General features: G+C 34.6%; 17 protein-coding genes. 8 read left to right on the top strand and 9 right to left on the bottom strand.

All coding sequences use genetic code 11. The features are described from left to right. Positions 1-100: 100 nt before the first annotated feature. From MY04_RS02655 to MY04_RS02630, 6 genes are all read left to right on the top strand, one after another. Entirely contained in the window at positions 101-2095 is a 1995-nt protein-coding gene (locus tag MY04_RS02655) for a hypothetical protein (protein ID WP_066205918.1), read from the top strand. A 179-nt stretch (positions 2096-2274) separates the two neighbouring features. Beyond that, positions 2275-4773 (top strand): hypothetical protein, encoded by a 2499-nt coding sequence (locus tag MY04_RS02650; RefSeq protein WP_066205915.1) that lies wholly within the window; start codon positions 2275-2277, stop codon positions 4771-4773. Between the two features lie 84 nt (positions 4774-4857). Beyond that, positions 4858-6015 carry a MalY/PatB family protein gene (locus MY04_RS02645; protein ID WP_066205912.1) on the top strand — a complete coding sequence of 386 codons (1158 nt, stop codon included), beginning with the start codon at positions 4858-4860 and terminating at the stop codon, positions 6013-6015. A gap of 124 nt (positions 6016-6139) precedes the next feature. Continuing rightward, on the top strand, positions 6140-6928 hold the full coding sequence (locus MY04_RS02640) for a PCMD domain-containing protein (RefSeq protein ID WP_066205909.1): 789 nt from the start codon (positions 6140-6142) through the stop codon (positions 6926-6928). 4 nt (positions 6929-6932) lie between these two features. Further along, on the top strand, positions 6933-7670 hold the full coding sequence (locus tag MY04_RS02635; RefSeq protein WP_066205907.1) for an outer membrane beta-barrel protein: 738 nt from the start codon (positions 6933-6935) through the stop codon (positions 7668-7670). A gap of 355 nt (positions 7671-8025) precedes the next feature. After that, positions 8026-8319, top strand: a complete 294-nt coding sequence (locus MY04_RS02630) for a hypothetical protein (protein ID WP_066205905.1) — start codon at positions 8026-8028, stop codon at positions 8317-8319. Positions 8320-8458: 139 nt separating this feature from the next. On the opposite strand, the gene MY04_RS02625 is transcribed toward MY04_RS02630, so the two are convergent. Then, a complete protein-coding gene (locus tag MY04_RS02625; RefSeq protein WP_066205902.1) occupies positions 8459-9871 on the bottom strand; it encodes an MBL fold metallo-hydrolase in 1413 nt (470 codons plus the stop codon). A gap of 37 nt (positions 9872-9908) precedes the next feature. Further along, positions 9909-11642 carry a SulP family inorganic anion transporter gene (locus MY04_RS02620; RefSeq protein ID WP_066205899.1) on the bottom strand — a complete coding sequence of 578 codons (1734 nt, stop codon included), beginning with the start codon at positions 11640-11642 and terminating at the stop codon, positions 9909-9911. A gap of 897 nt (positions 11643-12539) precedes the next feature. Between MY04_RS02620 and MY04_RS02615 the strand changes: the two genes are divergently transcribed. Both MY04_RS02615 and groL read left to right on the top strand, forming a co-directional pair. Continuing rightward, the gene (locus MY04_RS02615; RefSeq protein WP_066205895.1) at positions 12540-12818 is read left to right on the top strand and encodes a co-chaperone GroES; all 279 of its coding nucleotides are present in this window, start codon (positions 12540-12542) and stop codon (positions 12816-12818) included. A 91-nt stretch (positions 12819-12909) separates the two neighbouring features. Continuing rightward, positions 12910-14547, top strand: coding sequence for a chaperonin GroEL (gene groL, locus MY04_RS02610; protein WP_066205893.1), 1638 nt, complete (start codon positions 12910-12912; stop codon positions 14545-14547). 66 nt (positions 14548-14613) lie between these two features. On the opposite strand, the gene MY04_RS02605 is transcribed toward groL, so the two are convergent. The 7 genes from MY04_RS02605 to MY04_RS02575 form a co-directional block, all read right to left on the bottom strand. After that, a complete protein-coding gene (locus MY04_RS02605) occupies positions 14614-15270 on the bottom strand; it encodes a hypothetical protein (RefSeq protein WP_066205890.1) in 657 nt (218 codons plus the stop codon). 187 nt (positions 15271-15457) lie between these two features. Then, complete coding sequence (locus MY04_RS02600) at positions 15458-17959, bottom strand: TonB-dependent receptor domain-containing protein (RefSeq protein WP_066205887.1); 2502 nt, start codon at positions 17957-17959, stop codon at positions 15458-15460. Positions 17960-18202: 243 nt separating this feature from the next. After that, the gene (gene hemW / locus MY04_RS02595; protein ID WP_066205883.1) at positions 18203-19330 is read right to left on the bottom strand and encodes a radical SAM family heme chaperone HemW; all 1128 of its coding nucleotides are present in this window, start codon (positions 19328-19330) and stop codon (positions 18203-18205) included. Positions 19331-19615: 285 nt separating this feature from the next. Further along, complete coding sequence (locus tag MY04_RS02590) at positions 19616-20341, bottom strand: hypothetical protein (RefSeq protein ID WP_066205881.1); 726 nt, start codon at positions 20339-20341, stop codon at positions 19616-19618. 2223 nt (positions 20342-22564) lie between these two features. After that, positions 22565-23296 (bottom strand): outer membrane beta-barrel protein, encoded by a 732-nt coding sequence (locus tag MY04_RS02585; protein WP_066205878.1) that lies wholly within the window; start codon positions 23294-23296, stop codon positions 22565-22567. 114 nt (positions 23297-23410) lie between these two features. Then, complete coding sequence (locus MY04_RS02580; RefSeq protein ID WP_066205876.1) at positions 23411-25792, bottom strand: polysaccharide biosynthesis tyrosine autokinase; 2382 nt, start codon at positions 25790-25792, stop codon at positions 23411-23413. Further along, on the bottom strand, positions 25793-26605 hold the full coding sequence (locus MY04_RS02575) for a polysaccharide biosynthesis/export family protein (RefSeq protein WP_084005738.1): 813 nt from the start codon (positions 26603-26605) through the stop codon (positions 25793-25795). Positions 26606-26836 lie beyond the last annotated feature (231 nt).

Below are 26836 nucleotides of genomic sequence, written 5' to 3'. Positions count from 1 at the left end.
TGCTTCTTTTCAACCACAAAACATCAAGAATAACGTAGTCGTACGACTATTTTTCACTCTTACTATTTCTTTACTACCCAATAATTCTTTCTTCTTTACCATGATTAAAACTTCTACATTACTACTATTAGTAATTGTGGGACTTCTAAGCTGTAATCAAACATTTGATGAACCCGGCTTATTTAATCCGCTCGACAAAGACCCTACAGGCTTATCAATGCCTTTTGCTCAACGTCATTTTATATTAAACACCGTTAATCACAACAGTGATTTGTATGAAATTGAATTTGATGCCAAAAGAGATATGCATAAAGCACACCTCTCTCCTATTCAATTAGAAAATAACGGAGAAGAAATCATTTTACCCAAAGGCGGAAAAATGATCATTGATCCTTCTAACCAATATTTAATCCTATTTTTTGGAGAACTTTCAAAGATGTATGTCATCAATATTGAACAGCCTCTAAGAAATAATGTATATCAAACAGCTTCTCTCCCTTTACAATACGATCAAGATAATTCGACTAACTTATCCGACTTTCGAGAAAAAATCACACACGTGGAAGTTGATAATCAGGGGTATTTCCTAATTGGAAATGATCATCACACTTACCGTGTGGTGAACACTCTTGATGAATCCACGAAAAGAAACAATCACCTATGGGGAAAAAATATCGATGTTGCTCTACTTCAAAAAGTAACTGAAAAAGATGTACCCGAAAATTACATCAAAAAGTCTTTTGTTGAGGAGCATTTTTATTCTCAACCTAAATTAAAAAATGCAAGAGGTCTAACTTTAATTGATAATAATCGATTACTAATCACTCATCATCATTCTTCAAAACTATCTTTATGGGATCATCAAGGTAATTTAATCAGTTCCCCAAAGATGTATCAAGGAAAAAAATCATTCAAAGGAACAAACCGATGGGGAGAAATCACATCTACGCAAATTTTGAATTACAATAATCAATTTGACCATTATTTTGAGGATATTACCAAAAGAGAGATTAGAGGAGATTGGATAGATCTTAGACAAGACAATAGTCAATATGCTAACATAAAGTATTTCAAGCCAGCGATTGAAAAACATGAAATGCAACGTTTTGACCCTATTGAAGACAATGTGAATCTTACTGCACGGTTTAATTCAGAAAATGCCAATATTGCCGATTATAGAGGAGACAATGAAAAACCTATGAAGTTTGTCAATTTATCTGGAGGAGTAGGAATTTTAAAATTTGATGAACCTATAACATCCAATCACACATTACAAGTCGCTGAAACAAGCTGGGACAAAAGCAAAGAATACACCTCAATATCTGTAGCCAAAAACAATGGTTGGTACGAACAGGCACAAGTTTTTGTACTCATTGGAAAACATGCTAAAGACGACTTCCTCAATAAGGAATTGATTGAGAAAGGAAATTGGATTGCTTTAAATAAAGCACATAAGTATCACCATACTGGTATTGAACACGCTGTAAACAATAACAATTTCTTTGATCTCTCTAAACTAAAAGAATTAAGGGGACATGAGATACAATGGGTAAAAATTGTCGATACCACCGATTTAGATACAAAAGCAGGTAAAAATGGTGGATTTGATCTCAACTTTATTGCGGCCTTCGAAACCATTAATTGTACCACCACAGATCATTACCTCACTTACTACCCAATTAACGGTGGCATTAGAATTAGCTGGCCTAAATATTACCAAAATAACATTCAAGGGTTAGAGTTTTGGGTGGAAGATATCATTAAAGAAGAAACCGTTAGCTATAAAAGAGATAAAAACAGAGATGGCATAATAGATCTTCTAGATGAAAGAGTAAAAGCCTGGAAAGAAGCCCCGTATAAAGGAGGTCGTGTAGTGGTAACTTTCCATAATAAAATGGACAATGCAGGCTATATTCAACCTCAAAGTTTAAATAAAAAAATGAATTACATCGATATACATTTGGAACATCCTAATGAGTTTGGTGGAAGAAAAATATATTCGAAAAGTATCTGCAGCTTCTGGTTTACTGGAGGTAGTGAATACTCTAGAAACACAGTTAAAGAAGTGTTATACCAACTAAATAGTACAAAGTGATTATAACCCAAAGATTATTAGTAGTTAGTTTATCAAAAAAGAAGAACAAAAACTACCGCATTTTGCGGTAGTTTTTATCCGACTTTTTGATGTCATCATTGCTATTTCTTATAATCCAAAGGCACATTAATATATCCAAAATCTAAATAAATTTTCTAACTTTTACCTTTCATTAAACTATGAAAACTTTATCCAAAATCGGCTTGCTCGCCGTGCTACTTCTCATTGGCTTTGCTTGTACGAACAAGCTACAAGAGCCTAGTCAGATCTATGATGATCAAGACCCTGATGCTTCTAACTTAAGGATGCCATTTAATCAAAGGCTCTTCCTTCTAAACAATGACAATGGTATAGGAACAATCTATGAATTGAAATATGATTTCCAAGGATTAGGTACCAACCTCACTGATGGCGATGGTAATTCAATAGCTGAGATGACCAAACTAGAACTCACCAAAGATGGAGATCCATGGGAATTACCACGTGGTGGTCACATGTGTATCTCTCCTAATAATGACTACATCACAGTAGTTATTAGTAGCAGAAGCACTATTTATCTAGTAAAATTGAGTGACCTAACAGTACGTGAGATTAAACTATTTACTTATGATCCTGATGGTATTGATATTGCTACTCATTATGAAAACAGATTTAGAGGAAAAATCACTCAAGTGGATGTGGATCAAGAAGGGTTCTTGTTCTTAGCAGGTAAATCTGGTTTCTTTAGAGTAATTAAAGACAACGGAAGAGGAGGCTCTGACGACCCCACAGACAATAATGGAAATGATATTTGGACAGATGTAGATAATTCGTTGAATGGAACTGCTTATGAAGATGAAATTTGGGCTCATGTTGTTGCTTATGAATATGGAGGACAATATGAAATGGAAAATGTTGATGATGAAGAAATTGATCTACCTGAATCCTACTTTGATGAATTAGCGGATCTTGAAACAGATCCAATTTCTGGAGAAGTTAATTTCTGGGGTGGAGATATTTTATTCACTCAAAATAATAGTGAAACAGGTGGATTCGAAAGCCAAAGATTAATATCATTTACTCAATGGAAACAAAGAGCAATTGCTTTAGATTTAAATTGGGATTGGAATGGTAGTGGCACTCCAACAATAACTTACAATGCTGCTGAAGTATTTAGACTAAGAGTACCTAATCCAAACCGTCCAGGAAGATATAAAGGGACCGGAAGAGTTACCGGTGCTGCTTTAAGTGGTGATAACATGGTATTTACTTCTCACCACTTTAAGAAACACATTAATTTATGGACTCTTGATGGAGAATTAGTAGATACTCCAATTTTATACCTCGATGGAAACCCATGGATGGGAGATAACGGCAAAGGTCATAATTGGGGTGACATGGCTTCTACTCAAGAATTTGATCTCGGTGAAAGTGAAGGAGATTATGGTAACTTCAGTGGAAGAGTTATTGAAGGTGATAGAACCGATCCTTGGAAAAAAGAGCATTGGAATTTAGCCGAAATGAAACTTTACAGACCAGGTACAATCACAAAGGTTTCAGGAGCTACTATAGACGAAGCAAATAATCCTAATATGGATACAGAGGCTAGACAAAACTCTGCAAATGCTGACATCGCTGATCTAAGAAGTAAAGCATACAAATTTACTGCATTAGGACAAGGTGGATATGCTGTTATGAGGTTTAGAGCACCAACAGTAGTTACTCCTTCTTCTAGATTACAAGTAGTTGAAACTACTTGGAATAGATTAGCAAATTATAAAGATACCTATGGTATAACAAATTATGTTGCTGAAGCATTACGCTCTTATAATGAAAAAGCAAAAGTATATGTTTGGTTAGCAGACGATCCATACAATCAACCTCGTTATGTAAATGACTCTTGGATAGTAGGTGGTTCTGGAGGTCAATGGATTGAAGTGGGTGATGCATATATTTCTGAGAATATTTTCGATTATGCGGGCACAGGAATAGATAATGGCACTCCAATCCAATGGGTAAAAATAGTGGATAATGGTAGTGGAACTTTTGATGGATTTGATGTTAATTTTGTATCAGCGTACGCAGATTATTGTGAAAACTTTGCTTACGGTGATTTCGAAGGAGACAATTCTATGTATTTTGATTATTACAGTACTTACACTGAGGCTCCTCGTTTAGATCAAGGTGATCATGAAGGGCTAGCAGCCGTAACAAATAATCCAAAATCAGTTCACAATGCTTTTATAGATGTTGATTTAGGTTCTAATGTATTAGTAGTAAATGCAGCTCAAAATGATCATCAAACTAGAAGCTCTTATGATGAAAATGCTCCTCTTTCTAAAACGTTCTTCAAAACATATATACCGGTATTAGCAGGAGAAACTTATTACTTCAGCGCAGATGCATTAAATGTTATACCGTCAAACAGAGATACCAATGACCCTAACCTTAGAATGTATGTCACCTATAATATTGGTTTCTTGAATGTAAATACAGAATATTCTTCAGATTATATCCTTCCTGAAACAAATCCTAACAATGTAGTATGGACAGGTTTATTATACGAGTTTACTGCTTCACAAAGTGGTGTTGTAGAAATTGGTATTCAAGAAACATCTGATAAGTGGCATGGTAATGATTTCGCTGTAGATAATATTTATTTCGGTTGTACACTTCCAGATGGTGTAGACCCTAATTAATATCAACTTACTCAGTAGATAATTAAATATTAGTTTTATCAAGACAGATTTTTATCTTTGAATAAAAATCTGTCTTTTTCATTTATGCAAAACCACTTCACCAAAAACATAGATCGCACTCCTTTCTCCACTGTAAAGTACGATCTCCGAAAAGTACTCTTCGGAACAGAAGATATTATTCCATTATGGGTAGCAGATATGGATCTACCTACTGCTCCCGAAATTACAGAAGCTTTAATCAAAAGATTGGAGCATCCCATCTATGGATATACGTTACAGGACGATTCTTTTTGGCAGTCGGCTATCGACTGGATTGATAAAAGACATCAATGGAAAGTGCATCGCAAAGATTTTGTTTTTGTAGCGGGCATTGTTCCGGCATTGGGATTTTTGGTAGAAGCATTCACTCAGCCTAAAGAAAAAGTAGGCATCTTCTCTCCTGTTTATCCTCCGTTCAGAGACAATATCGTTGGCAATGACAGAACGCTGGTCGAAGTCCCTTTCATCAATACAGACAATCGTTATTTCATTGATTTTGACCTTTTTGAAGAGGAACTTAAAAATGGATTGAAATTATTGATCTTTTGCCATCCACACAACCCTTCCGGACGAGTTTGGAGTAAAGAAGAACTGGAGAAAATTCTTCAATTGTGTGATCAATACGATTGCAATATCATCTCTGATGAAATACATGCTGACCTTATGTTCTATGGACATAAACACATCCCATTCGCCTCATTATCTGATGTAGCCGAAAAAAGGGTGGTTACCTGCATGGCTCCTTCAAAAACATTCAATTTAGCCGGTTTAAACTGTGCCTATCTGATTTTTAAGAACAAGAAATTACAAGATAAATATGTCAACAGAGTAAAACATATGCATCTCGATTTTGGAGGATTGATGGCCACAGAATCAATGAAAGCAGCCTATAACCAGGGAGAAAATTGGTATCAAGATTTACTAAAACATATTCAAGGCAATATCGACTATATAGTAGAACAATTTGATAAAACCCCTATTAAGGCAATGAAACCTGATGCCACTTACCTTATTTGGTTAGATTGCCGGGCACTTGGTACTCAGGATCAAATCAAAGAATTTTTCTTTAAAAAGGCCAAAGTGGGAGTGCAAGATGGATTAATGTTTGGTAAAGCCGGAGATGGATTTATGCGTTTGAATACGGCTTATCCTAAATCAGTTTTAGAGGAAGCAATGAAACGCATTTTAAATCAGCTTGAATAATTTTGAGGAGTACAATTTATATTTCTCAATTTTTCCTATATTTAGATGTATATTTCAATCTCTTTTTAATTATTGGTTATTTATGATTCCTTTGAATCTTAACCATCTTCAATCTTTTTAAAAAATGAAATTAACCAACGGACTAATAGTTTTAGCATTTTTAGGGACTACTTTGTTCTCCTGCTCCGATGATGATAATAACCCCACTGAAGAAATATCTGCTGACTTCGAAGAGAATTTAAGCTTAGATACTTGGGAATACACCGAATATTCTCAAGGTGAGTACGGTAACCCTAAGGGATGGGAAACATCTAACCCTGGAACTACTTTTTTAGGCGTGGTAAATGCTTATGAAGAAAAAGAAGATGTAATTAATGGCAGTGCTGCAAAGTTAGAAACTAAAGGTATTGGCTTGACAGGTATTGCAGCGGCAACAATTTACACTGGTAAGTTTGAACTAAACCTTTCAGATCCTGCTAAAAGTGCTCAATTAGGAGTTCCTTATACAAAACGACCAGTATCTATGTCGTTTAACTATAAATATACTCCTGGAGCTATTTATGAACAATATGACGGTGCATTAGGAACAACAATTGAAGGTGTCGATTCTTGTTTAGTGTATATGTATTTACAAAAAAGAGAAGGTGATCAAATTCTTCGTGTAGGTACCGCAGCTATGCAAAATTCGGATACTGTAACCGAATGGACAAAACGTACATTAGATGTGACTTATGGTGAAATTGAAAACCCTGTAGCTGGTTTTAAACTTCGTGAAGAAGAAACTGGATGGGCAGCAGCAGATACTACTCCTACTCACATTATTGTTGTATTTACTTCAACAAGTGCTGGCGATTTCTTCAGAGGAGCAATCGGAAGTACTTTATTTGTTGACGAAATTTCTATTGAATACTAATTTCATGAATTATAAAAAAATTGGGGTAGTAATGTTCTTTGCTACCCTTTTCAGTATCTCCGTCTTCGGACAAGAGGAAGAAAAATTGGAATGGGGTGCGAGAGCAAGTTTCAACATTGGAGCATCAGTTCCTATGTACTTTCAAAATATGCCCGAACGATTTTCTTTCTCCACTACTTTTAATCCCTCAATAGGTGGATATGTAAATATTCCGATCAAAGGAGATAGAAATCACCTTCACTTGGAGCTTACTTATACTCACAAAGGAAACTCAACAGAAGCGACAGTTAAAAATCAATACTTTAAAGTAAGTGATGCCTATTTGGGATATGTTACAGGAGATGTCAAGACAAATATCTCACTCAACTACATCGAACTTCCTATTCAGTTTAGAACCAATTTAGGTAAGAATGATAACGGATGGAATGTACTTGCAGGTCTTTATCTGGCAGTAATGATTGAAGGAACATTTGATGGTATTCTTTATCAAGGAGGAACAATCGAAGATGTTGCTGGAACGGTAAGCCCAATCGGGCGAGATACACCTTATGATTACAGTCATGATTTGGTTAATTTTGATTGGGGTGCCCAATTCGGTATTCAAAAACAAGTGAACCGATTTAATTTCGACGCTCAAATTGCTTGGGGATTCAACGGAATTTTCCCTCGTGGATATGAAACAGTGGATCCAAATCTTTTTAATTTATACGGAAAGATTGGTTTAACCTATCAGGTTTGGTAACAACTACTTTATGATATTTATGAAGCTATCTTGATTTATTGAGATAGCTTTTTTTATTTTTTTACCAAAACATGATCCCAAATTTTATAATAATTAATGGTTTTTAGATTAGATTAATAATAATGTATTACATATTCTTCTTATATTTGGGATCAACAGTATTATATGAAATTAATCATATATTTTGGTAAATGAAAAGAAAAACCAACTACAAATAAATACGACAAAAATTCTTTCTTTTCAATACAAACCAGCTAAATATCAATAAACTATCCATTTATTCTTTCCCACTTCTAAAGCGTAGAATTGGGATTTTTTGTTTACAAAAATTAAATGGAATTAAACTAAAACAATTATGTTTAAAAACATGAAAGGCTTTAAATCAAAGCATCAAAGACTAAATTTAAATTCGAGTGTTTACAAAAATATTTATATCTCTGATAGTGAGAAAACACTCATTCTAGAAAAAGAGGATCAAACGATTATCTATAACGGTGATTTCAAAGGGAAATTCAATCCATCTTATACTATAGGTACTCTAGATATCGTAAAACTGTTAAGTAAATACAGAGTCAAAAACAAAAGTTGGCTAAACATCTTTTCCAATATCTCTCATGTCAAATCTTATAATGTAGAAATGCCAGGTTAATAAAAAAGGTTAGCAATTCAAATTAGAAAATTGCTAACCTTTATTTTTTATAGATAATATCTTAGATATCAGGTATCCAATTCCGTTTTAGTTACTTTCTAAAAGAAGAAACTTCAAAACCTACTACCTACTACCTAATCTACAGCATTGTAGAAGGACAAACATAATTTGTCACATCAATACCCGCCTCTTTAATCGCTTTAAAACCTCCTTTTACATCAATGATGTGATCAAATCCTCTTGATTTAAGAATTGATGACGCAATCATCGAACGATAGCCACCTGCACAGTGAATGTGGTAGGTACCATCTTTTGCTAAATCATTCCATTCTGAGTTGATGAAATCCAAAGGTTTATTAACTACTTTATCGTTATTGATATGCTCTGATACATACTCTGATTTTTTTCTAGCATCAATAACTTGGATATCTTTTGATAATCTCTCTTTTAGTTCCTCGGCAGTAATCGATTCAATCTGATCGATCTCTTTGCCTGCAGCCTTCCAAGCTTCAATTCCTCCTTCAAGGAAACCTAAAGTATTATCATATCCTACTCTTGACAAACGAGTGATCACTTCTTCTTCCGTACCTTCATCTGCAATCAAAACGATGGGTTGATGTAGATCGACAATCAAAGCACCTACCCAAGGAGCAAACCCACCTTTTAGACCGATGTTGATTGAATTAGGAATAAATCCATCTTTAAATGTTTGAGGTGAACGAGTATCCAACATCAAAGCACCTTCTGCATTTACTACCTCTTCAAAAAGTTGAGGATTCATTGGTGTATTACCATTGGCTAAAATCTGATCGATATGCTCATATCCCTCTTTGTTCATTTTCACGTTTTTAGGAAAATATTGAGGAGGTGTCGCCAAACCAGTAGTCACTTCTTTGATAAATTCTTCTTTGCTCATATCGTCTCTCAAAGCATAATTGGTTGCTTTCTGATTTCCGAGCGTATCAAAAGTTTCCTTACTCATGTTCTTACCACAAGCAGAACCCGCTCCATGGGCTGGGTAGACCATTACTTCGTCAGCCAACGGCATAATTTTATTTCTAAGAGAATCGAATAATAAACCTGCAAGGTCCTCTCTTGTTAGATCCGATTTCACGGCTAAATCAGGACGTCCAACATCTCCAATAAATAAAGTATCACCTGAGAAAATAGCGACATCCTTACCATTTTCATCTTTTAATAAAAATGTTGATGACTCTTGTGTATGTCCAGGGGTATGTAAAACAGTAATGGTAACTTTACCTAATTGGAAAACCTCTTCGTCTTTGGCAATATGTGCCTCATAGGATGTTTGTGCAGTTGGACCAAAAACGATTGTTGCTCCCGTTGCTTCTGCAAGAGACACATGTCCAGATACGAAATCAGCATGGAAATGCGTTTCAAAAATATATTTAATTTTTGCTCCTTCTTTTTCTGCTTTTTCTAAATAAGGTTTTGTTTCTCTAAGTGGGTCAATAATTACAGCTTCTCCTTCCGATTCGATGTAATAGGCTCCTTGAGCTAAACAACCAGTGTAAATTTGTTCGATTTTCATAATGTTTGTATTCGATGAATATGTTTAAATAATGTGTTTAAATTTTTCTTTCTTCAAAATCGTTACTCTGAATCGCTCTTTCAAAGTTACGTCTTATTTCTATTTGATTCCCCTTTTTATCGTAAAAATCAATGGCAGATTGTACGTCTAAAAAGAAATGATCTTTTCCCAAACGATGCATCAGACCAACTCTAGTGAGAAAGTCACGGACAGGACCGATCATATCCGAAAAATATGTTCTAATTCCTTCCTGTTTGAGATCATATACAAGATCTTCTAATGCACTTAGAGCAGTAGAATCTATGTTCGAAACGCTACCAAAATGCAATACTAAAAGTTTTACTTTTTCCTTCTTTTCTACCTCACATTTTACCTTGTCGCAAAAGTAATTGCAATTGGCAAAATAGAGCTGGGCATCCTGCCTGATTATCAGTATATCTTTTCGCTCTTCGATATCATCAAATCGTTTGGTATTTCTATATTCTGATGATCCTTTTAATTTGGCCAAGACAGCAATATGTGGTTTTGCTGTTCTTTTCACTAACAACAATAAGCTTAAAATCATCCCCAATAAAATCCCCTCTTGTATCCCCAGAAAGAACGTAATCACAAAAGTGATCAACAACATATAAAAGTCTTCTCTCTTCGTTTTCCATAAGAATTTTGGATATTTGGTATCGACTAAGCCATACACTGCCACTAAAATGATAGAGGCGATGATAGCTTTAGGAAGTGATTCGAAAATAGGCGTTAGGAACAATAAAGTGATGAATAAAATACCACTACTTATGATATTCGCCAAGTTCGTATTGGCACCTGCCTGATCATTCACAGCTGATCTACTGAAACCTCCTGTAGTATGAAAAGCACCAAAAAAGGAACCCACAATATCTGCCATCCCTAAGGCAATAAACTCTCTATTGTTATCAATTTGATATTCTCCCTTATGCTTCATTTGTAGTGCCTTACTCACAGAAATCGATTCCATATAAGCAATTAGAGAAATCGCCAAAGCAGACGGCAAAAGATGTTTTATCAATTCAATATCAAATACCGGCAATTGAAAAGTAGGCATCCCCTGAGGAATAGCTCCTAAAACCTGAATATCCAAAGGAATAAAAAACATCACTCCTAATCCTGCCAAAACGGCCACCAAAGAACCTGGAATTTTTTTACTCCATTTTTTTGTCAACCTAATCAAGAAGATACCAATTAAACCGACAACCAAAGCCGAATAATTAAATACATCGAATTGATAAATAATCTCTTTAATCACTCCAAAAGTTGACTTCCCCCTTTCAATATCAATCCCAAAAATATTTTTAAGCTGATCCAATCCAATCACAAAAGCAGCCGCCGATGTAAAACCACTAATCACAGGTTTGCTCAGAAAATTGACTAAAAAGCCAAATCCAATCCAACCAAAAACCACTTGAAACACCCCAATGATCAATGTTAGGAGTAAAATAGCCGATAAATAATTATCAGGACCAACAGAGGCAATAGAACCCACCGTAGCTGCGATCAACATAGAATCAATAGCCACAGGCCCTACCGACACTTGTCTCGAAGTACCCAAGAAAGCATAGATCAACTGAGGGATCATGGCTGCATATAAACCATACACAGGAGGTAGCCCTGCCAAACTAGCATAAGCCATACCCTGTGGAATCAACATAATTCCCACAGTGATCCCTGCCGATAAATCGCCAGATAAAAACTCCTTTTTATATCCCTTCAACCAAGAAGGTATAATGGTACTTTTTTGCATTCGAGTGTAACTTTATGCTGCAATATTGCTTTTCATTTTGAAATGTTGTGTAACATAAATCACATAATTTGAAATTAGTTAGGGATTATTTCTACACCCCATTTATCCGAGTAATTCGATAGATTTTGACGAAAAAATGAGTGTTTGATAGTAGATCATGGCTAATAGGTCGTGGGACGAGGGGCTGCGCCGCCTCGCTGGGGAGGATGAGTTGATCGATAGCTTCATGAAAAAATAGATTTGTTTAAAAGGTAATTATTAATAATCATAGTTCGTTTCCTAATACATCACGGCTAATAGATCGGGGAACGAGGGGCTACGCCACCTCGCTAGGGAAGGTGAGTAAATCGAAAGTTTCATGAAAAAATAGCCTTGAATAAAAGGTAATTATTGCTTTGGGAAATCGAGGGGTTTCACCGCCTCTCTTCATTTTTTTATTTTTATCCCTTACTTCTTACCTTTTACTTCTTACTTTATTAAACATCCACAGGAATAAATTCCTGGGCTTTTGATACACGAATCCCATAGTATACCCTTTCCCCTTAGTTCATTATTTACAATACGAGGTCGGGAGACCTCTAACGTTCTTTAGGCACAAATGTCGCTAGCGCTTAACATTTGCGCCAGTTTTATAAAAACGAGCGTTAATTTAGCAACTCCTATTTCCTACCTACTAACTCCTACCTAAAAAAACAGTGTCATTTTGACCCCACCTATCTACATCTTAAATCGAAATATTCCTGTCGCAAAAACATCTCGGCCATTTTGACACATTTCACTGACAATTTTTATCAAAAAGTCTATTGGCACACTCTTGGCAAAACGAGTGTCAGTATCCCGAAAAGTGGGAGACTTTATTTTTTGAATGATTAATAACTTTTAAAACAATAGATTCCAATGTCACAAGTGAACATTAAACCTTTAGCGGACAGAGTACTTATCGAACCTGCAGCAGCTGAAACAAAAACTGCATCAGGTCTATTTATTCCTGACAATGCGAAAGAGAAGCCTCAAAAAGGTACTGTTGTAGCAGTAGGAAACGGAACAAAAGACGAACCTTTGACAGTTAAAGTTGGAGACACTGTAATTTATGGTAAATATTCTGGTACAGAATTAAACTTAGACGGTACAGATTACTTGATGATGCGTGAGGCGGACATCTTGGCGATCGTTTAATTTATACTCAAATTTTAGAAGGAAACTTCAACATTACATTTAACACAACATTATTTCGCTGAGAACATCAGCATTTAATCTTAAAAATATTATGGCAAAAAATCTTCATTTCGATACAGAAGCAATCGAAGGATTAAAAAAAGGCGTTGATGCATTGGCAAACGCAGTTAAAGTTACTTTAGGACCAAAAGGTCGTAACGTTATTTTAGAAAAATCATTCGGATCACCACACGTTACTAAAGATGGTGTATCAGTAGCTAAAGAAATCGAATTAGCAGAGCCTATCGAAAACATGGGTGCTCAGTTGGTAAAAGAAGTAGCTTCTAAAACTGCTGATGAGGCAGGTGATGGTACAACTACAGCCACTGTTCTTACTCAAGCTATCTTCACTACAGGTATCAAAAACGTAGTGGCAGGTGCTAACCCAATGGACTTGAAGCGTGGTATCGACAAAGCAGTAAAAGCGATCGTTGCTGAGTTGAAAAACTCTTCAAAGACTGTTGAAACAAACAAAGAAGTTGAGCAAGTAGCAACAATTTCTGCGAACAACGACGCTGAGATCGGTAAAATGATCGCTGAAGCAATGGAAAAAGTAGGTAAAGATGGTGTAATCACTGTTGAAGAAGCAAAAGGTACTGAAACAGAAGTGAAAACTGTAGAAGGTATGCAATTCGACCGTGGATACCTTTCTCCATACTTTGTGACAAACACAGAGAAAATGGAAGCAGATATGGAATCTCCATACATCTTGATCTACGACAAGAAAGTTTCTACAATGAAAGAATTGCTTCCAGTATTAGAGCAAGTAGCTCAAACTGGCAAGCCTCTAGTAATCATCGCTGAGGATGTTGATTCTGAAGCATTGGCTACATTAGTAGTAAACAAAATCCGTGGTGCATTAAAAGTAGCTGCTGTTAAAGCTCCTGGTTTTGGTGACCGTCGTAAAGCAATGTTACAAGACATCGCTGTACTTACAGGTGGTACTGTAATCTCTGACGAAACAGGTATGAAGTTAGAAGATGCAACTATCGATATGTTAGGTACTGCGGAGAAAATGATCATCGACAAAGACAACACTGTTGTTGTTAACGGTGCAGGTAATGCTGACGCTGTTGCTGCTCGTGTTGCTGAGATCCGTGTTCAAATCGAAAACACAACTTCTGATTACGATAAAGAAAAATTACAAGAACGATTGGCTAAATTGGCTGGCGGTGTTGCAATTATCTATATCGGTGCAGCTACTGAAACAGAAATGAAAGAAAAGAAAGACCGTGTGGATGATGCTTTAGCAGCAACAAGAGCAGCGGTTGAAGAAGGTATCGTAGTTGGTGGAGGTACTGCCCTATTGAGAGCTTCATCTGTTCTTGATTCTGTTGATACAGCTCACCCAGACGAAGAAATTGGTGTTCAAATCGTTAAAACTGCTATCCAAGCTCCATTGAGAACTATCTTGGGTAACGCTGGTTTAGAGGCATCAGTTATCGTAAATAAAATCTTAGAAGGCGAAGGTAACTTCGGTTTCAATGCGCGTACAGAGGAGTACCAAGACTTAGTTGAGGCTGGTGTAATCGACCCAACTAAAGTAACTCGTCTTGCACTTGAGCACGCTGCTTCAGTAGCTTCATTGTTGTTAACTACGGACTGTGTAGTTTCTAACGAGAAAGAAGAAGCTGGTGCTGCAGCTCCTGCTATGCCTCCAATGGGTGGTGGTATGCCAGGTATGATGTAATCGAAATCATCGGTAGAGTAAACATATACAAAAGGCTGTTTCTTTCATTAGAGACAGCCTTTTGTTTTATGATACTCTTGAGTTCTTTAAATGGAAAGTTTTAAACTTATGCTTTTTCAATATTTTCTCATCTTCTTTCACTTCTTTATACAGTAAATCTACCAAGTGATGCATTTTAGAATCAATGTTTTCAAGATTCTTCTTAATCACATTTAGTAAAAACTGTTTTTCTTCCCGAGATACATCGGTAGCTTCAAATAGCTCCAAAATTCCTAAAGAAGTTGATAAATTCCCTCTTAAGTGATGTGAGGTGTAATCTAAGGCATGATTTAATTTTCTATTATCCTTTTCGATCTGACGTATATAAGAATACGTTTGAGACTCATCGGAGAAAACACTTACAACGTAAGGTTCTTCCAATTTCTGTACTCTATTCGTTCTATGAATAGTTTTCGTATTATCTGATTTAAAACCCATGAAGGGGATCACCTGAGTTTTCCCATCTAGATATACTTTTTCCAACAATTGAGATAATCCTATCTCCTCACAATTAGGGAAAACAGTTTCCAACAACTTTCCCTTGGTTTCATTCTCTGATAATCCATCCATTTCCCGACCAGCTTCATTATAATAATATATTTCAAATTTATGTGGTGCTAATCGTTTGTAAATAGTTACGCCTAATGGGGAATTATCATAGTAGTTAAGTAGTTCTTGAGTCATATATTGTATGTATTGTATTTCAAGCGTAACATAATTTAAAAAAAATTGCTCATAATCAACACATTGATGTAATATTATCAATAAACTACCACAAAAATTAGTTTGCACGGTGTTATGACTCTAAAAAAAGAAATAGTCTGAGTTGCACATAAACAATTTGTGCTCACCCAGACTATCATTTTATTTTTTACATCATATCCATCATGTCATCTCCTCCTCCACTGCTATCTGATTTTTTACGTTTCTTTTTACTTCCTTTATTCATCTGACCGAATCGATATGAGAAAGTAAGATAAGCAACTCTCGATTCCCAATCTGCTGTCATATCCGAAGTAAATCCAACGCCTTCACTATGTACATTGAATTGATAAGTGTTTAATACATCAGATACTCTGGCTTGAAGTGTACCTTTTCCTTTGAATAACCTTTGTGATACGGCAACATCAAGTCCACCCATTGGATCGATATGTCCTTGTGCCGTCGCACGTCTTGAACTAAAACGACCTGATAACTGTAAGGTTGTGGTCTTGGTTAAATTGGTCGAGGACATCAATTTAGCATTCATTGTCCAAGCCTGATTGGATAAGTCCAGATCACCAGAATTACCATTAATTTGAAGGTTATATATATTTGTACTTCCTGTGAATTTCCACCATTTTGTCATATTGTAGGTAGCAATCCCTTCAAAACCATAACTCTGTTTATTATCCATATTATCCCAAGATAAAATCGTTACCCCTTCTGGAGTGGCACTTGTTACTCTTTGCATCGCATCATGAGTATAACGATAATACACCGAACCAGTTAAGGTAATATCGTCCCAACCATGTTGGTAAGTCACCTCTAAAGCATCTATAAATTCCGGCTTTAAATAAGGATTACCTTTTCTAAGTGATTGTGGATTGGAATAATCTGGGAAGGGATTTAAAGTTCTTCCTCTTGGTCGATTCACTCTTCTACTATATCCAAAAGACACCTCTCTTTGTTGAGCAAATTTATAAGATACATGCACGGTTGGATAAAGTGCAAAGTAATTATTTTGTACTTCCTGACGATCTGTTATTGCATTTTCGTCCAATATAGACGTGGTGTAAGCCTGTTCCGCTCTAACCCCTAATTGATACCCAAATTTACCTGCTTCATGTCGGAACATGGCGTAAGCAGCATGCACATCTTCGTTATAATTAAAGTTGTTATTCAGAGAATCATCTGATACCCAATTTCCTCCTTGTAAACTTTCCGAGGTAAAATCTGCTCCAATTCTTCTTAGGGTAGATTTAGCTCCAACTTCTAATGTTGATTTTTCGCTCAACGGATGTGTATAATCAATTTGTGCAATATACAATTCACTCGGTCCATCATTTCGGTTACGCTGTTGGAATGATGGTGATGATACTAAACCACCGTTGCCGTCGTATCCATATTCATCAAAATTACCATTGGATACTCGATTCGAAGTAGAGATTTGTCCAGATACATCAAGTACTTGATTGGGGTTGACAAATGTTCTATGCCAGCCAAAATTATATTCTTGTGTCTGATTCTCTCTTGTCGATACATTATCTCTTAAGAATAAATCGTAAGCATCATCATTCTGATCATAATAATTGACTAGTAGCTTCTCATTATTTGTCCCTTCTCCAGTGTTGAAAGTGGCGTTGACATACACATTGTTGTAGTCATTGAAATCATAATCCAACCCTGTTTTAAATAAATGAGAGAGTCTTTCATCATCACGCTTCGTATTTTGAACATTTGATCCTGTAAAGGCATTCGTTTCCCTATCGTAATTTTTTTGAGTTTGCGTTCTTTCTTGCCACCTTTCGTTGTATCTACCTGAATAATTACCAAAAACATTCAGTTTCCCTACTCTAGCGTTCACACCAACATTAGCATTGTATTTATTATTGTTACCCACGGTAACACTCGCATTTCCATTCACTCCACCTTTTCTATCTTTCTTCAATACAATATTGATGATACCACTCGTCCCCTCAGGATCATATTTGGCAGATGGATTAGTAATTACCTCTACTCTTTCAATAGAACTAGCAGGAATCTGATCTAAAATATCAGCTGTTGATTCGCTTGTTAAATTAGAAGGCTTGCCATCAATAAAAATAGTCACATTTGATGAACCTCTTAAACTAACCGATCCGTCCTGATCTACATCAATAGATGGAATATTATTTAATGCATCGGTCATCGAACCACCTACAGTTGTTAAATCTTGAGCAACATTAAACGTTCGTTTATCAATCCCTAATTCCATCATATCACGCTCTGCAGTGACTGTCACTTCATCTAAAGCTTTTGCTGAAGCCGTCATGACTAAATTTCCTAGAAACTTTTCAGGAGCATCAGGTTTGATGATAAAAGGGGTTGTAATGGTTTCATCGTATCCGATAAAGGTTAATTTAGCAAACATTCTACCCACCTGAACTTCAGAAATTTTCACTCTACCTTGCTGATCTGTGGCTCCTCCTGTTAGAAAACTGGAATCTTTGGCTGAAAATAAAGCGACAGTGACAAATTCTAATGGTTCTTTAGAATCAGCATCGGTTACTTTTGCTGTGACCACTCCAATTTTTGGTCTTGCTCCTCCTCTTTTACCGGTATCGGTTGGCCGTTGTGCAAAAGCTGAAGTTTGAATTAGTATGAATGAAGTTAGGAAGATTAAATATCTCATTGCCTTAGTAAAGTTGTTTGATTTAGTGGTTCACTTTAGTGATTACCCTATTTTATTGATGAATTCTATGGTTTTGTTTTATCAATAGAACAAATAGCTTGTTGTTATTGATATCATCAAATTTGAAAAGGAATAATGTGAATAAGTAGTATTTTCAACAAACAACCCATTTTTTTCAACAAACGAATCCAAACAGGGTAAAATTTGATCTAGGATTAACTTGAAATTTATTTTATCAGAATGTTAAACAAATAATTCACTCGATATTTTATCGGCAAACAACTTTCCTTTTTCGGTTAAAATCAAATGATTGTTCTTGACTTTAATCCAATCGGAAACATAAAAACGATCCACTTCTTCCTTCATCTCTTTTAATAAATCAAATTGATAATTATCAAGTAGAAATTGAAGGTCACAGCCCCATATAGTGCGTAAAGTGGTCAATATATATTCGTTTATTCCATCGGCTCTAGTCAACATTTCTTTATCGAACATCAAGATATTTTCCTGGACAATGGACTTTACATATTTCGCATTATTGCTCACATTATATTGTCTTGAATCACTACCATTAAATGAATGCGCCCCCGGACCTATACCTAAATAAGGTTTCCCTTTCCAATAGGCACTATTATGTTGACTATAAAAACCTGGTTTGGCAAAGTTTGAAATCTCATAATGATCGTATCCATTTTGAGAAAGTGTCTTGACCAAATGTTCAAACTGTTCAGCCGAATACTCATCTTCTGCGGGTTTAAATTTTCCTTTTTTAGTCCAAGCCCCCAAGGCAGTTTTCTCTTCTACTGTCAGACAATAAGAAGAAATGTGAGGTACATTGAGTGATAAAGCAGTCTCTAAATCTTTGTACCATACCGAATGATCTTGAAATGGAATACCATAAATAAGGTCAATGGTCAAATTGTCAAACCCTGCATCTTGTGCCATTTTCACTGCATTCAGACTTTCTTCCGCATTATGAGCCCTATTCATGAGTTCTAAATGTGGACCATAAAAAGATTGTAAGCCAATGGATAGTCTGGTAATGCCTAATTTTTTCCAAAATGCTAGCTTCTCTTTGGTGATATCATCTGGGTTGGCTTCAAGAGTCACTTCCTTCACCCCACTCGTATTAAAGTTATGATGAACTTTTTCTAATAAGACCGATAATTCATCAATGGATAGAATGGAAGGTGTTCCCCCTCCGAAATATATAGTTTCAATATTTTCATTAATGTATTCCTTTTGCTTATCCAACTCCCACAACATGCCCTTCACCACATCATTTTTAAGCTTTAACGATGTACTGAAGTGAAAATCACAATAATGACATGCCTGCTTACAAAAAGGTATATGAAAATAAATTCCACTCATTCTCAAATATTTTTAAAATTTTCTATCATTTTTTTGTCCAACCCAAATTTATGATTGTCATAAATACGGAAACACGCAAAAGAAACAAAAAATTTTATATACACTCTATTCATTTGACGATAATGTTGTTTAGAAACACTTAATATTTTAAGTGTTTCTTTTTTTTGAGACAATTTTATAAAAATTAAGAATCAAAATTATAAAAGCGCCTAATTAATAAATTTTGAAACAACAATAAAAAAAAGTTAATTATTATTTATGTGTATTACATAAATAATAATTAACTCAATATAACAAAGGATAAGTTAATCCAAATTGCTTTTTCCAAACATGTAATCCATCATGCTTTAATAAATGAAGGTATTGATACATTTTACCTGAATTTTCATCGAGGAATTGATCATTCATTAAATATTTCCAGTGTTCGCTATATATTATTGGTCTAGTACTTTTATAAAGGTCATGTCTAATCTTACTCCATTTATCTAAATCATAAGTCATGTTAACACATGGATATTCTTTAAACTTTAAAAATAAGAAAATCGGTCTTTCATTCATTCTTATATCAAAAGAGAATGGATTTCCCATTAATCTCTGAATAGGTATTTTGAATGAGTAAACTAAATTATTAGAATTTGTTCCTGTTTTATTTTTCCGAAGTAATATTTCCTTTTCCTCCCATATATCTTCCTCCATCAAAGAATATTCTCTGAATATGTTTTTCTCAAATTCATCTAAGAAAATATGAAAATCCCTTTTGATATATAAATTGAAAGTACAAATCGTAGAGAAATCTAAATTAATAGTTGTAGTCGGTTTAAAAACACTTAAGGTATCATCAATAAAAGAGATCCTGAATCCATTATTAAATAATGTTCGAGCCCAAGGTTCTTGAATATTCCAGTATACAGCCTTCCATAAATACTTAGGAACATTTTTCATATTGAATTTTAAAACAGAAGTAAATTTCTCTACATTAATATTCTTTCTCAAATCTTGATTAAGTGACATTTTGGGGATTTAATTTTTAGTTAATTTACTTGAAAATTCACCAATGTAACTTTCATTGGATTTTGCAATATTTATAAAAGCATATAATTATTAATATTATTTTCGAATTACATTATTAAATATCAAATTAGATGAGGATAGATTATATATAACCTAAATACAAATAACAACTACATATAAACGCTTAGTATTCGATTATTATGAGAAAATCCAACAAGCAATATTAGAATTGCTTGCTATGGATTTCTCAATCTGATCGTTAAACAGTTGTATTAATAATCTTGTACACCAGTAAATTAAATGTGTTTTTATTATCCATTCAAATAGCCTTAACTAAGTATATACCATACTTTTAGTAACGCTTTCTATAATTTATTCACTAATTGTATCATTGGTAAGTTTGCAGGGATATAAAATACCCCCGCAATACCAATTTGTGCTTCAAAATGAAGCGATAGAATCGCTAATTAGTGTTTGACCTTATACGGTCAAATCTGTATTTAGAATAAATATTTTATGAAATTGGAATAGATCATGATTTTGTAAATGAAATTAATATTAAAACAACAATAAGTGTCTAAATATCAACACAATTACAAATAACAATACAGTAATTAGTCAATCAAACAATTTGTATGAAACAACAATAAAAATACATTATTACCAAGCTTATGAATCAAACAGTTGACAGTATTTAGAATTTATATTTCAATACTTAATAGTTTTAAAGTCTTCATTTTTAAAATTTGTTTTTAATTAGTCGTAATCTTTGTAGAGCATAGATTTTAATTTTTGGTTTTATTAATTAATTCTCTAAAAGTTTGTTTAAAGAACATATTTTAGTTCGCTGTTACCGAAATAACTATGCAAGTATAACCCTGTTTAGTTTTATTTACAAATTATTATCTATTTATTTTCAATAAATTAACCTTGCTTTTCTCAATGAAATTTCAAGCACATTAATCATATACAATAGGTATGATTATCTAAAAAATTAAATATTATACAAATAATCGTTACGTATAACTACCTAATTGCACTTTATCACGATAAGTGTACATTTAACATATAGAATTTAAAATATTAGAATAGTACAATTATTTTAATGTTCGATTTTTTTTTGAAAAAAATCAAAATAATTTAATTTACAAACACTCATTACGTTGTACCCCCGGTACGTAAACGAGGGATAGGATGCACAATCCGGATACACAACCACCCAATACGTTGTACTCCCGGCTCGTAAACGAGGGGCCAAGGCCACCGTCGTTGGAGACCGTGATGTCTACTAACTCTCTTCAAGATGATAGAAATATGATTTTTGTCACTATTGCCATAAAAAACCACTGAGGGAAAACCAATAAACTACCGTAAAACAACAATATATCTAATATGAATAGACTAATTAGCTACTACGTCTTCAACGAGGTGGACTTGGCCCCTCGGTACACGAACCGGATACACAGACAGGGTATACAGACTGATATACAGACCGAGTACACGGACTAGATATGCAGACTGCATACTCAGACAGATATACATATCAAGCATACTGATGGATATGCAGACTGTATTATACACAGACTAGATATATAGACCGGGTACACAGACTATATACAAGCATGACACAAACACCCAATACGTTGTACTCCCGGCTCGTAAACGAGGGGCCAAGGCCACCATCGTTGGAGACCGAGACGTCTACTACACCAACTCAAGATGATAGAAACATGATTTTTGTCACTATTGCCATAAAAGCAACAGAGGGGAGACCAAAAAACAACCGTAAAACAGTAATATATCTAATATTAATAGACTAATTAGCTACTCCGTCTTCAACGAGGTGGCCTTGGCCCCTCGACCACGGACCGGATACGCAGACAGGGTACACAGACTGATATACAGACAGAGTACATGGACTGGATATGCAGACCGGATACACAGACTAGATACGCAGACCGAGTTCACGGACTGTATATACAGGCAGGCCACACAGACTAAATAGGTAGACCGCATACATAGACAAAGTACACAGACTAGATACACATGTACCAGGACTATATGTATGCATCAGATACACGACACGTACTAACCTTCATACCATCTTATTATCACTTGTATAGATTAATAAACAAGACACACTCACCAATTACAAAAACTATCAAACCCAAAAAAACCCTCACATCTCTGCAAGGGCTTCAATATTTTTACATAACTAAGTTTCTATCGCAAGAATCTTCTACCAGGCAATCTGTAAGCCACACCAAAATTAAGTGTACCATACATATCTGTAGGAAGAGCTTGACTTCTTGAACCATCTAGCATAGAAGTTGAAGAAACTCTTAATAATGCATCTAAGTTAAAGACTAATTTTTCTTTTAATGCATATCTTACACCTAATCCACCTGCAAAAAGTCCACCTGGTTTAGTGTAAGAGCTTCCTGCTCCATCATTTACAACATAGTTGTTTACGTCCGCAATGAAAGTACCTAAACCAGCTTGCAAATACCAATTCCAATGATTCGCTTTTTTACCTTTATATGCTCCTCTTGACTTAGATTTTCTATCTACACCTAAATCTAAAATAAACATTGGAAGTACTTCAAATAAATTCGTTGAAAAAGCTTTTTCATTGTAGAAAGGATTTGCTTCTCCTTGTACTCTTTGTTCATAATTATCTTTTGATCCTAAACTTATATATCCAGCTTGAAACTTCACATGCCATTTTCTAGCAAATTTGTGCTGAATAAATAAATTGAAGTTTGGCTTGATACTACCGAAATCTAAATGATTAAAACTTTGGTTAGCGTATGTACCTGAATAATATGCTCCACCTATACTACCTCCAAATAACGTATAATTAGTTTTTTCGATTAAGTTTAGCGTCCTATGACTTTGAGCAAAGATTGTTTGAAAACAAAACAGTATTGGTAATAATAAAAGTATTTTTTTCATGACCGCATTTATTGTTTAAGCAACACCCTATTTTTCATGTAGTTAATTAAAATCGGCGTTGTTTGAAATTTTTCCTAAAATTAAAAAAAAATAATAAAAAATCATTAAATCAGACTACTTTTCTAGGTAAGAAATGTAATCTTTTCCATAATAAGAGTATTGATAACCACCCTTCTTATGCATCTTAACATCCGTCATAAACAATGCCAATTTTACATCTTGCATTTGAGTAACAGGTAAAATAGTTTTCTCTAATTGTGCTTTTGGCGTGTACCCTTGTCGAACTGCAAAACAAACTAAATCAGCATAACGCATTAAATTTCTAGAATCGGATACAATACCAATAGGAGCTGAATCATAAATAATGATATCGTACATCGTTTGCAATTCATCATACAATTCTTTCATTTTTTTCCCTTGCAATAATTCCGTAGGGTTAGGAGGAATAGTACCAGATAAAAGGACATCCAATTGTTCATTATCGGTCTTTTGAATGTACTCTTTGATATCATTACCTGAACTTAAATAATTCGACATCCCTAAATTTTTATTCAAACGAGGGTAAAAGTTATCCAATACTGGCTTTCTTAGATCGGCCCCCACCAACAACACCTTTTTATCCAAAACAGTATAGAACTGTGCCATATTAGCGGAAGTCACAGATTTCCCTTCCCCTGAAATTGAGGAAGTAAATACAATTGAAAACTTTTCTTTCTCCCCAATCAAGAATTGCAAATTGGTTCTTTTATTTCTATAACTTTCCGCTGCTACTGACCTCGTCAAAGGGTTCATCAATTCTCTAGGATTTTCTAAAGAAGCAATGTTTCCTAAGAAGGGTTGATCAACAATATCATTGATATCTTCTTCTTCCCTTACTTTTGTATCAAAAAGTACCATTACATACATTATCCCTATAGGTAAGGATAATCCTAAAATAAAACCAATTAATACATTCAACTTCCTCTTGGGGAAAATCGGAAATTCTGATGGTTCAGGCACAGACATCATTGTATAATCTGAAATTGTACTCGCTGCTCTAATATTGTATTCTGCTTGTTTTTCCAACAATAGTTTATATAACTGCTCATGTGTTTCAAACAATCGTTGATAATCCGATAATGTTTTTTCTTCTGATAATAAAGTATTGGTTGAACGAATTGATTTTTTAAGTTCTTTATTTAATTCATCCAACTGAATTTTCAATGCTTTTTTCGTACTCGCTACTGCTTCTGCAATTTTTTGTTGAAGTGACCCTAAGGCTTTTTGTCTCTCTACCGCCTCTTCTTGATACAAAATTGATTTTTTAAGTCGTTGATTAGATAAAGCATCTTCCAACTTCAATTCAGAATATTTGCTCAATATCTCCGTCAATTGAGATCCTGAAATACCATAAGCTTCTGGCATTAAGACCTCTTCATCCATATTGTCTCCTTCCATTTCTTGTAAAAGGTAATCACAATAACGGATACTCAACTCTAACTCATTACGTTTCTCATCTAATTTATAGATTTTTTCAAAAACCAATTCCGCTCCACCAGAAAGCTCCGTATTCGATGTCTTCAGTTTATATACCTCTGAGGCAATTAACTGCATAGAATCCGAAATAATTTGTAATTGATCTTGAATAAACTGTGCAGATTGTTTTGTAGCAAAGTTTTTATCTAAAATATCCTTATTTTTTATTGTTTCTACTAATTTTGAAAGGACATCCACTTCTTTATTTGGGATACTTCCTACTATTTTAATCTGTATTAATGGAAGATCTGTATTTTTTTCCCCTAAAATACCGAAATTTAAACGACGACGAATACTTTTAGCTTCTCCAAGTATAGAATTCAGCTGTAAGTAGGGAGATGTAAAAAAGGCAGACGGTATACCTTCTTTTTTAATTTTAAATTGAAAACCGTGAACATTAGCTACTTTTCCAAAAGTAAACGTTTTATCTAAAAAGTAATGTTCTATGGTATCTTCAGAGGCCAATAATTGAAATTGATTTTGATTAATTTCTTTCACCTCTAAAGTTCCACTAAAAGGCCCCCAAGTAGATTTTTCTTTGTCGTAGAATAATGTGTAAGGACGGTGTTTATACAACTCAACAGATTTTATCCACTTTTTATCATAATAATGAATATTTAAGTCCATTTCCTCCACTAGCTCCATCAACACTTCTCTAGATGTAAAATAGCGTTTTTCGTACTCTAAGTTGATTTTACTATACTCTGCTCCCATCGCATCAATGGGTAACATCGACATAAAATCAGCGGAAGCACCACCTTTACCTTTAGTAGATTTTTTCACTAATTCTGTAGAAATTTCCCAACGGTTGGTTTGGTATAAACTCACCACGATAGAAATTCCTAATCCCAAAACAATAGACAATACAATCCACTTCCAATTCTCTAAACAGAGATAAAACCATTTTTTAAAGTCTTTGATTGCTTTATCTTCAGGGTCTTGCTGAAATTGCTGTTGATTTTGTTGAATTTGATTTTCCATTTAGCGATTTACCGTAATTAAAGTGACAATAGATACAACAGCTGCCGTTATTGAAGCGATAATAGATACATTTCTTTGTACATATTCCAAGGTAGGTCTACGTTTTAATGGAAGCACTACCAGAACATCTTCTTGCTGAAGATAATAATACGGACTATGCATAAACTCTTCAGAATTAAGATTCAAATAAATGGTTTCAACATAATCACCATTTTTTCTTAATAATTTGATTTTTGCACGATCTCCAAATTCCTTAGCTCCACCAGCTTTTGCTAAACCCTCTAAAACAGATATTTCTCTTGAAAAAGTTCCATACATCCCAGGTCTTCCCACTTCTCCCATCACTGTAAAACGAAAATTCAATAGTTTTACTCTTACTGCAGGTTGATCCATCATATCTTTTAGAATCGACCTTAATTTTTCCTCAGCTTGAGAATAAGTCAAACCTCCTAATTGTACTCGTCCGATTAAAGGTAAATCTACGTTACCTTCTTCATCAATATTATAGCCTAACAAACTACCATTTTCTGGGTTTTGCACATTTGCCACCGTACTTCCTGCAACATTTTCTACATAAGCGAAGGGATTATACTCGGGAGGAGTAACTGTTTTTACTTCCACTAAAATCTGATCAAAAGGTCTTAAGGTATTCAAAGCCAAAGGAACCGCTTTGGTACTTCTATACACTGAATCGTAGGTCACTTCTTCTTTCAACTCCCCCTCATGTTTTAGGTAAGTCAGCTTCTTGTTGGAAACACAGCTGCTAAATAGATAGGTAAAAAAAAGTATGTATAATAATTTAGAGTATTTCAATTTAAAAAATAGTTATTGAATGATTATTCTCTCAAATTGCTGATAATATGAAGATTACTTTGTTTTTAAGTTTAGTCGATCAAGATAATCTAGAAATGCATCAGCACATTGGGCAAATTAAGGTGTTTTTTTTTGTAATTACAAAGTTTGGGGTGGGGATTTTTGGGGGTAATATCATGTGGCATCATAATCCCCATGATTGAAATCATGGGCTTATGATACGTACCCGGC

Origin of the sequence: Flammeovirga sp. MY04 (assembly GCF_001682195.2) — a bacterium.
Lineage (GTDB): Bacteria > Bacteroidota > Bacteroidia > Cytophagales > Flammeovirgaceae > Flammeovirga > Flammeovirga yaeyamensis.
This window is presented reverse-complemented; position numbering and strand designations above follow the sequence as displayed.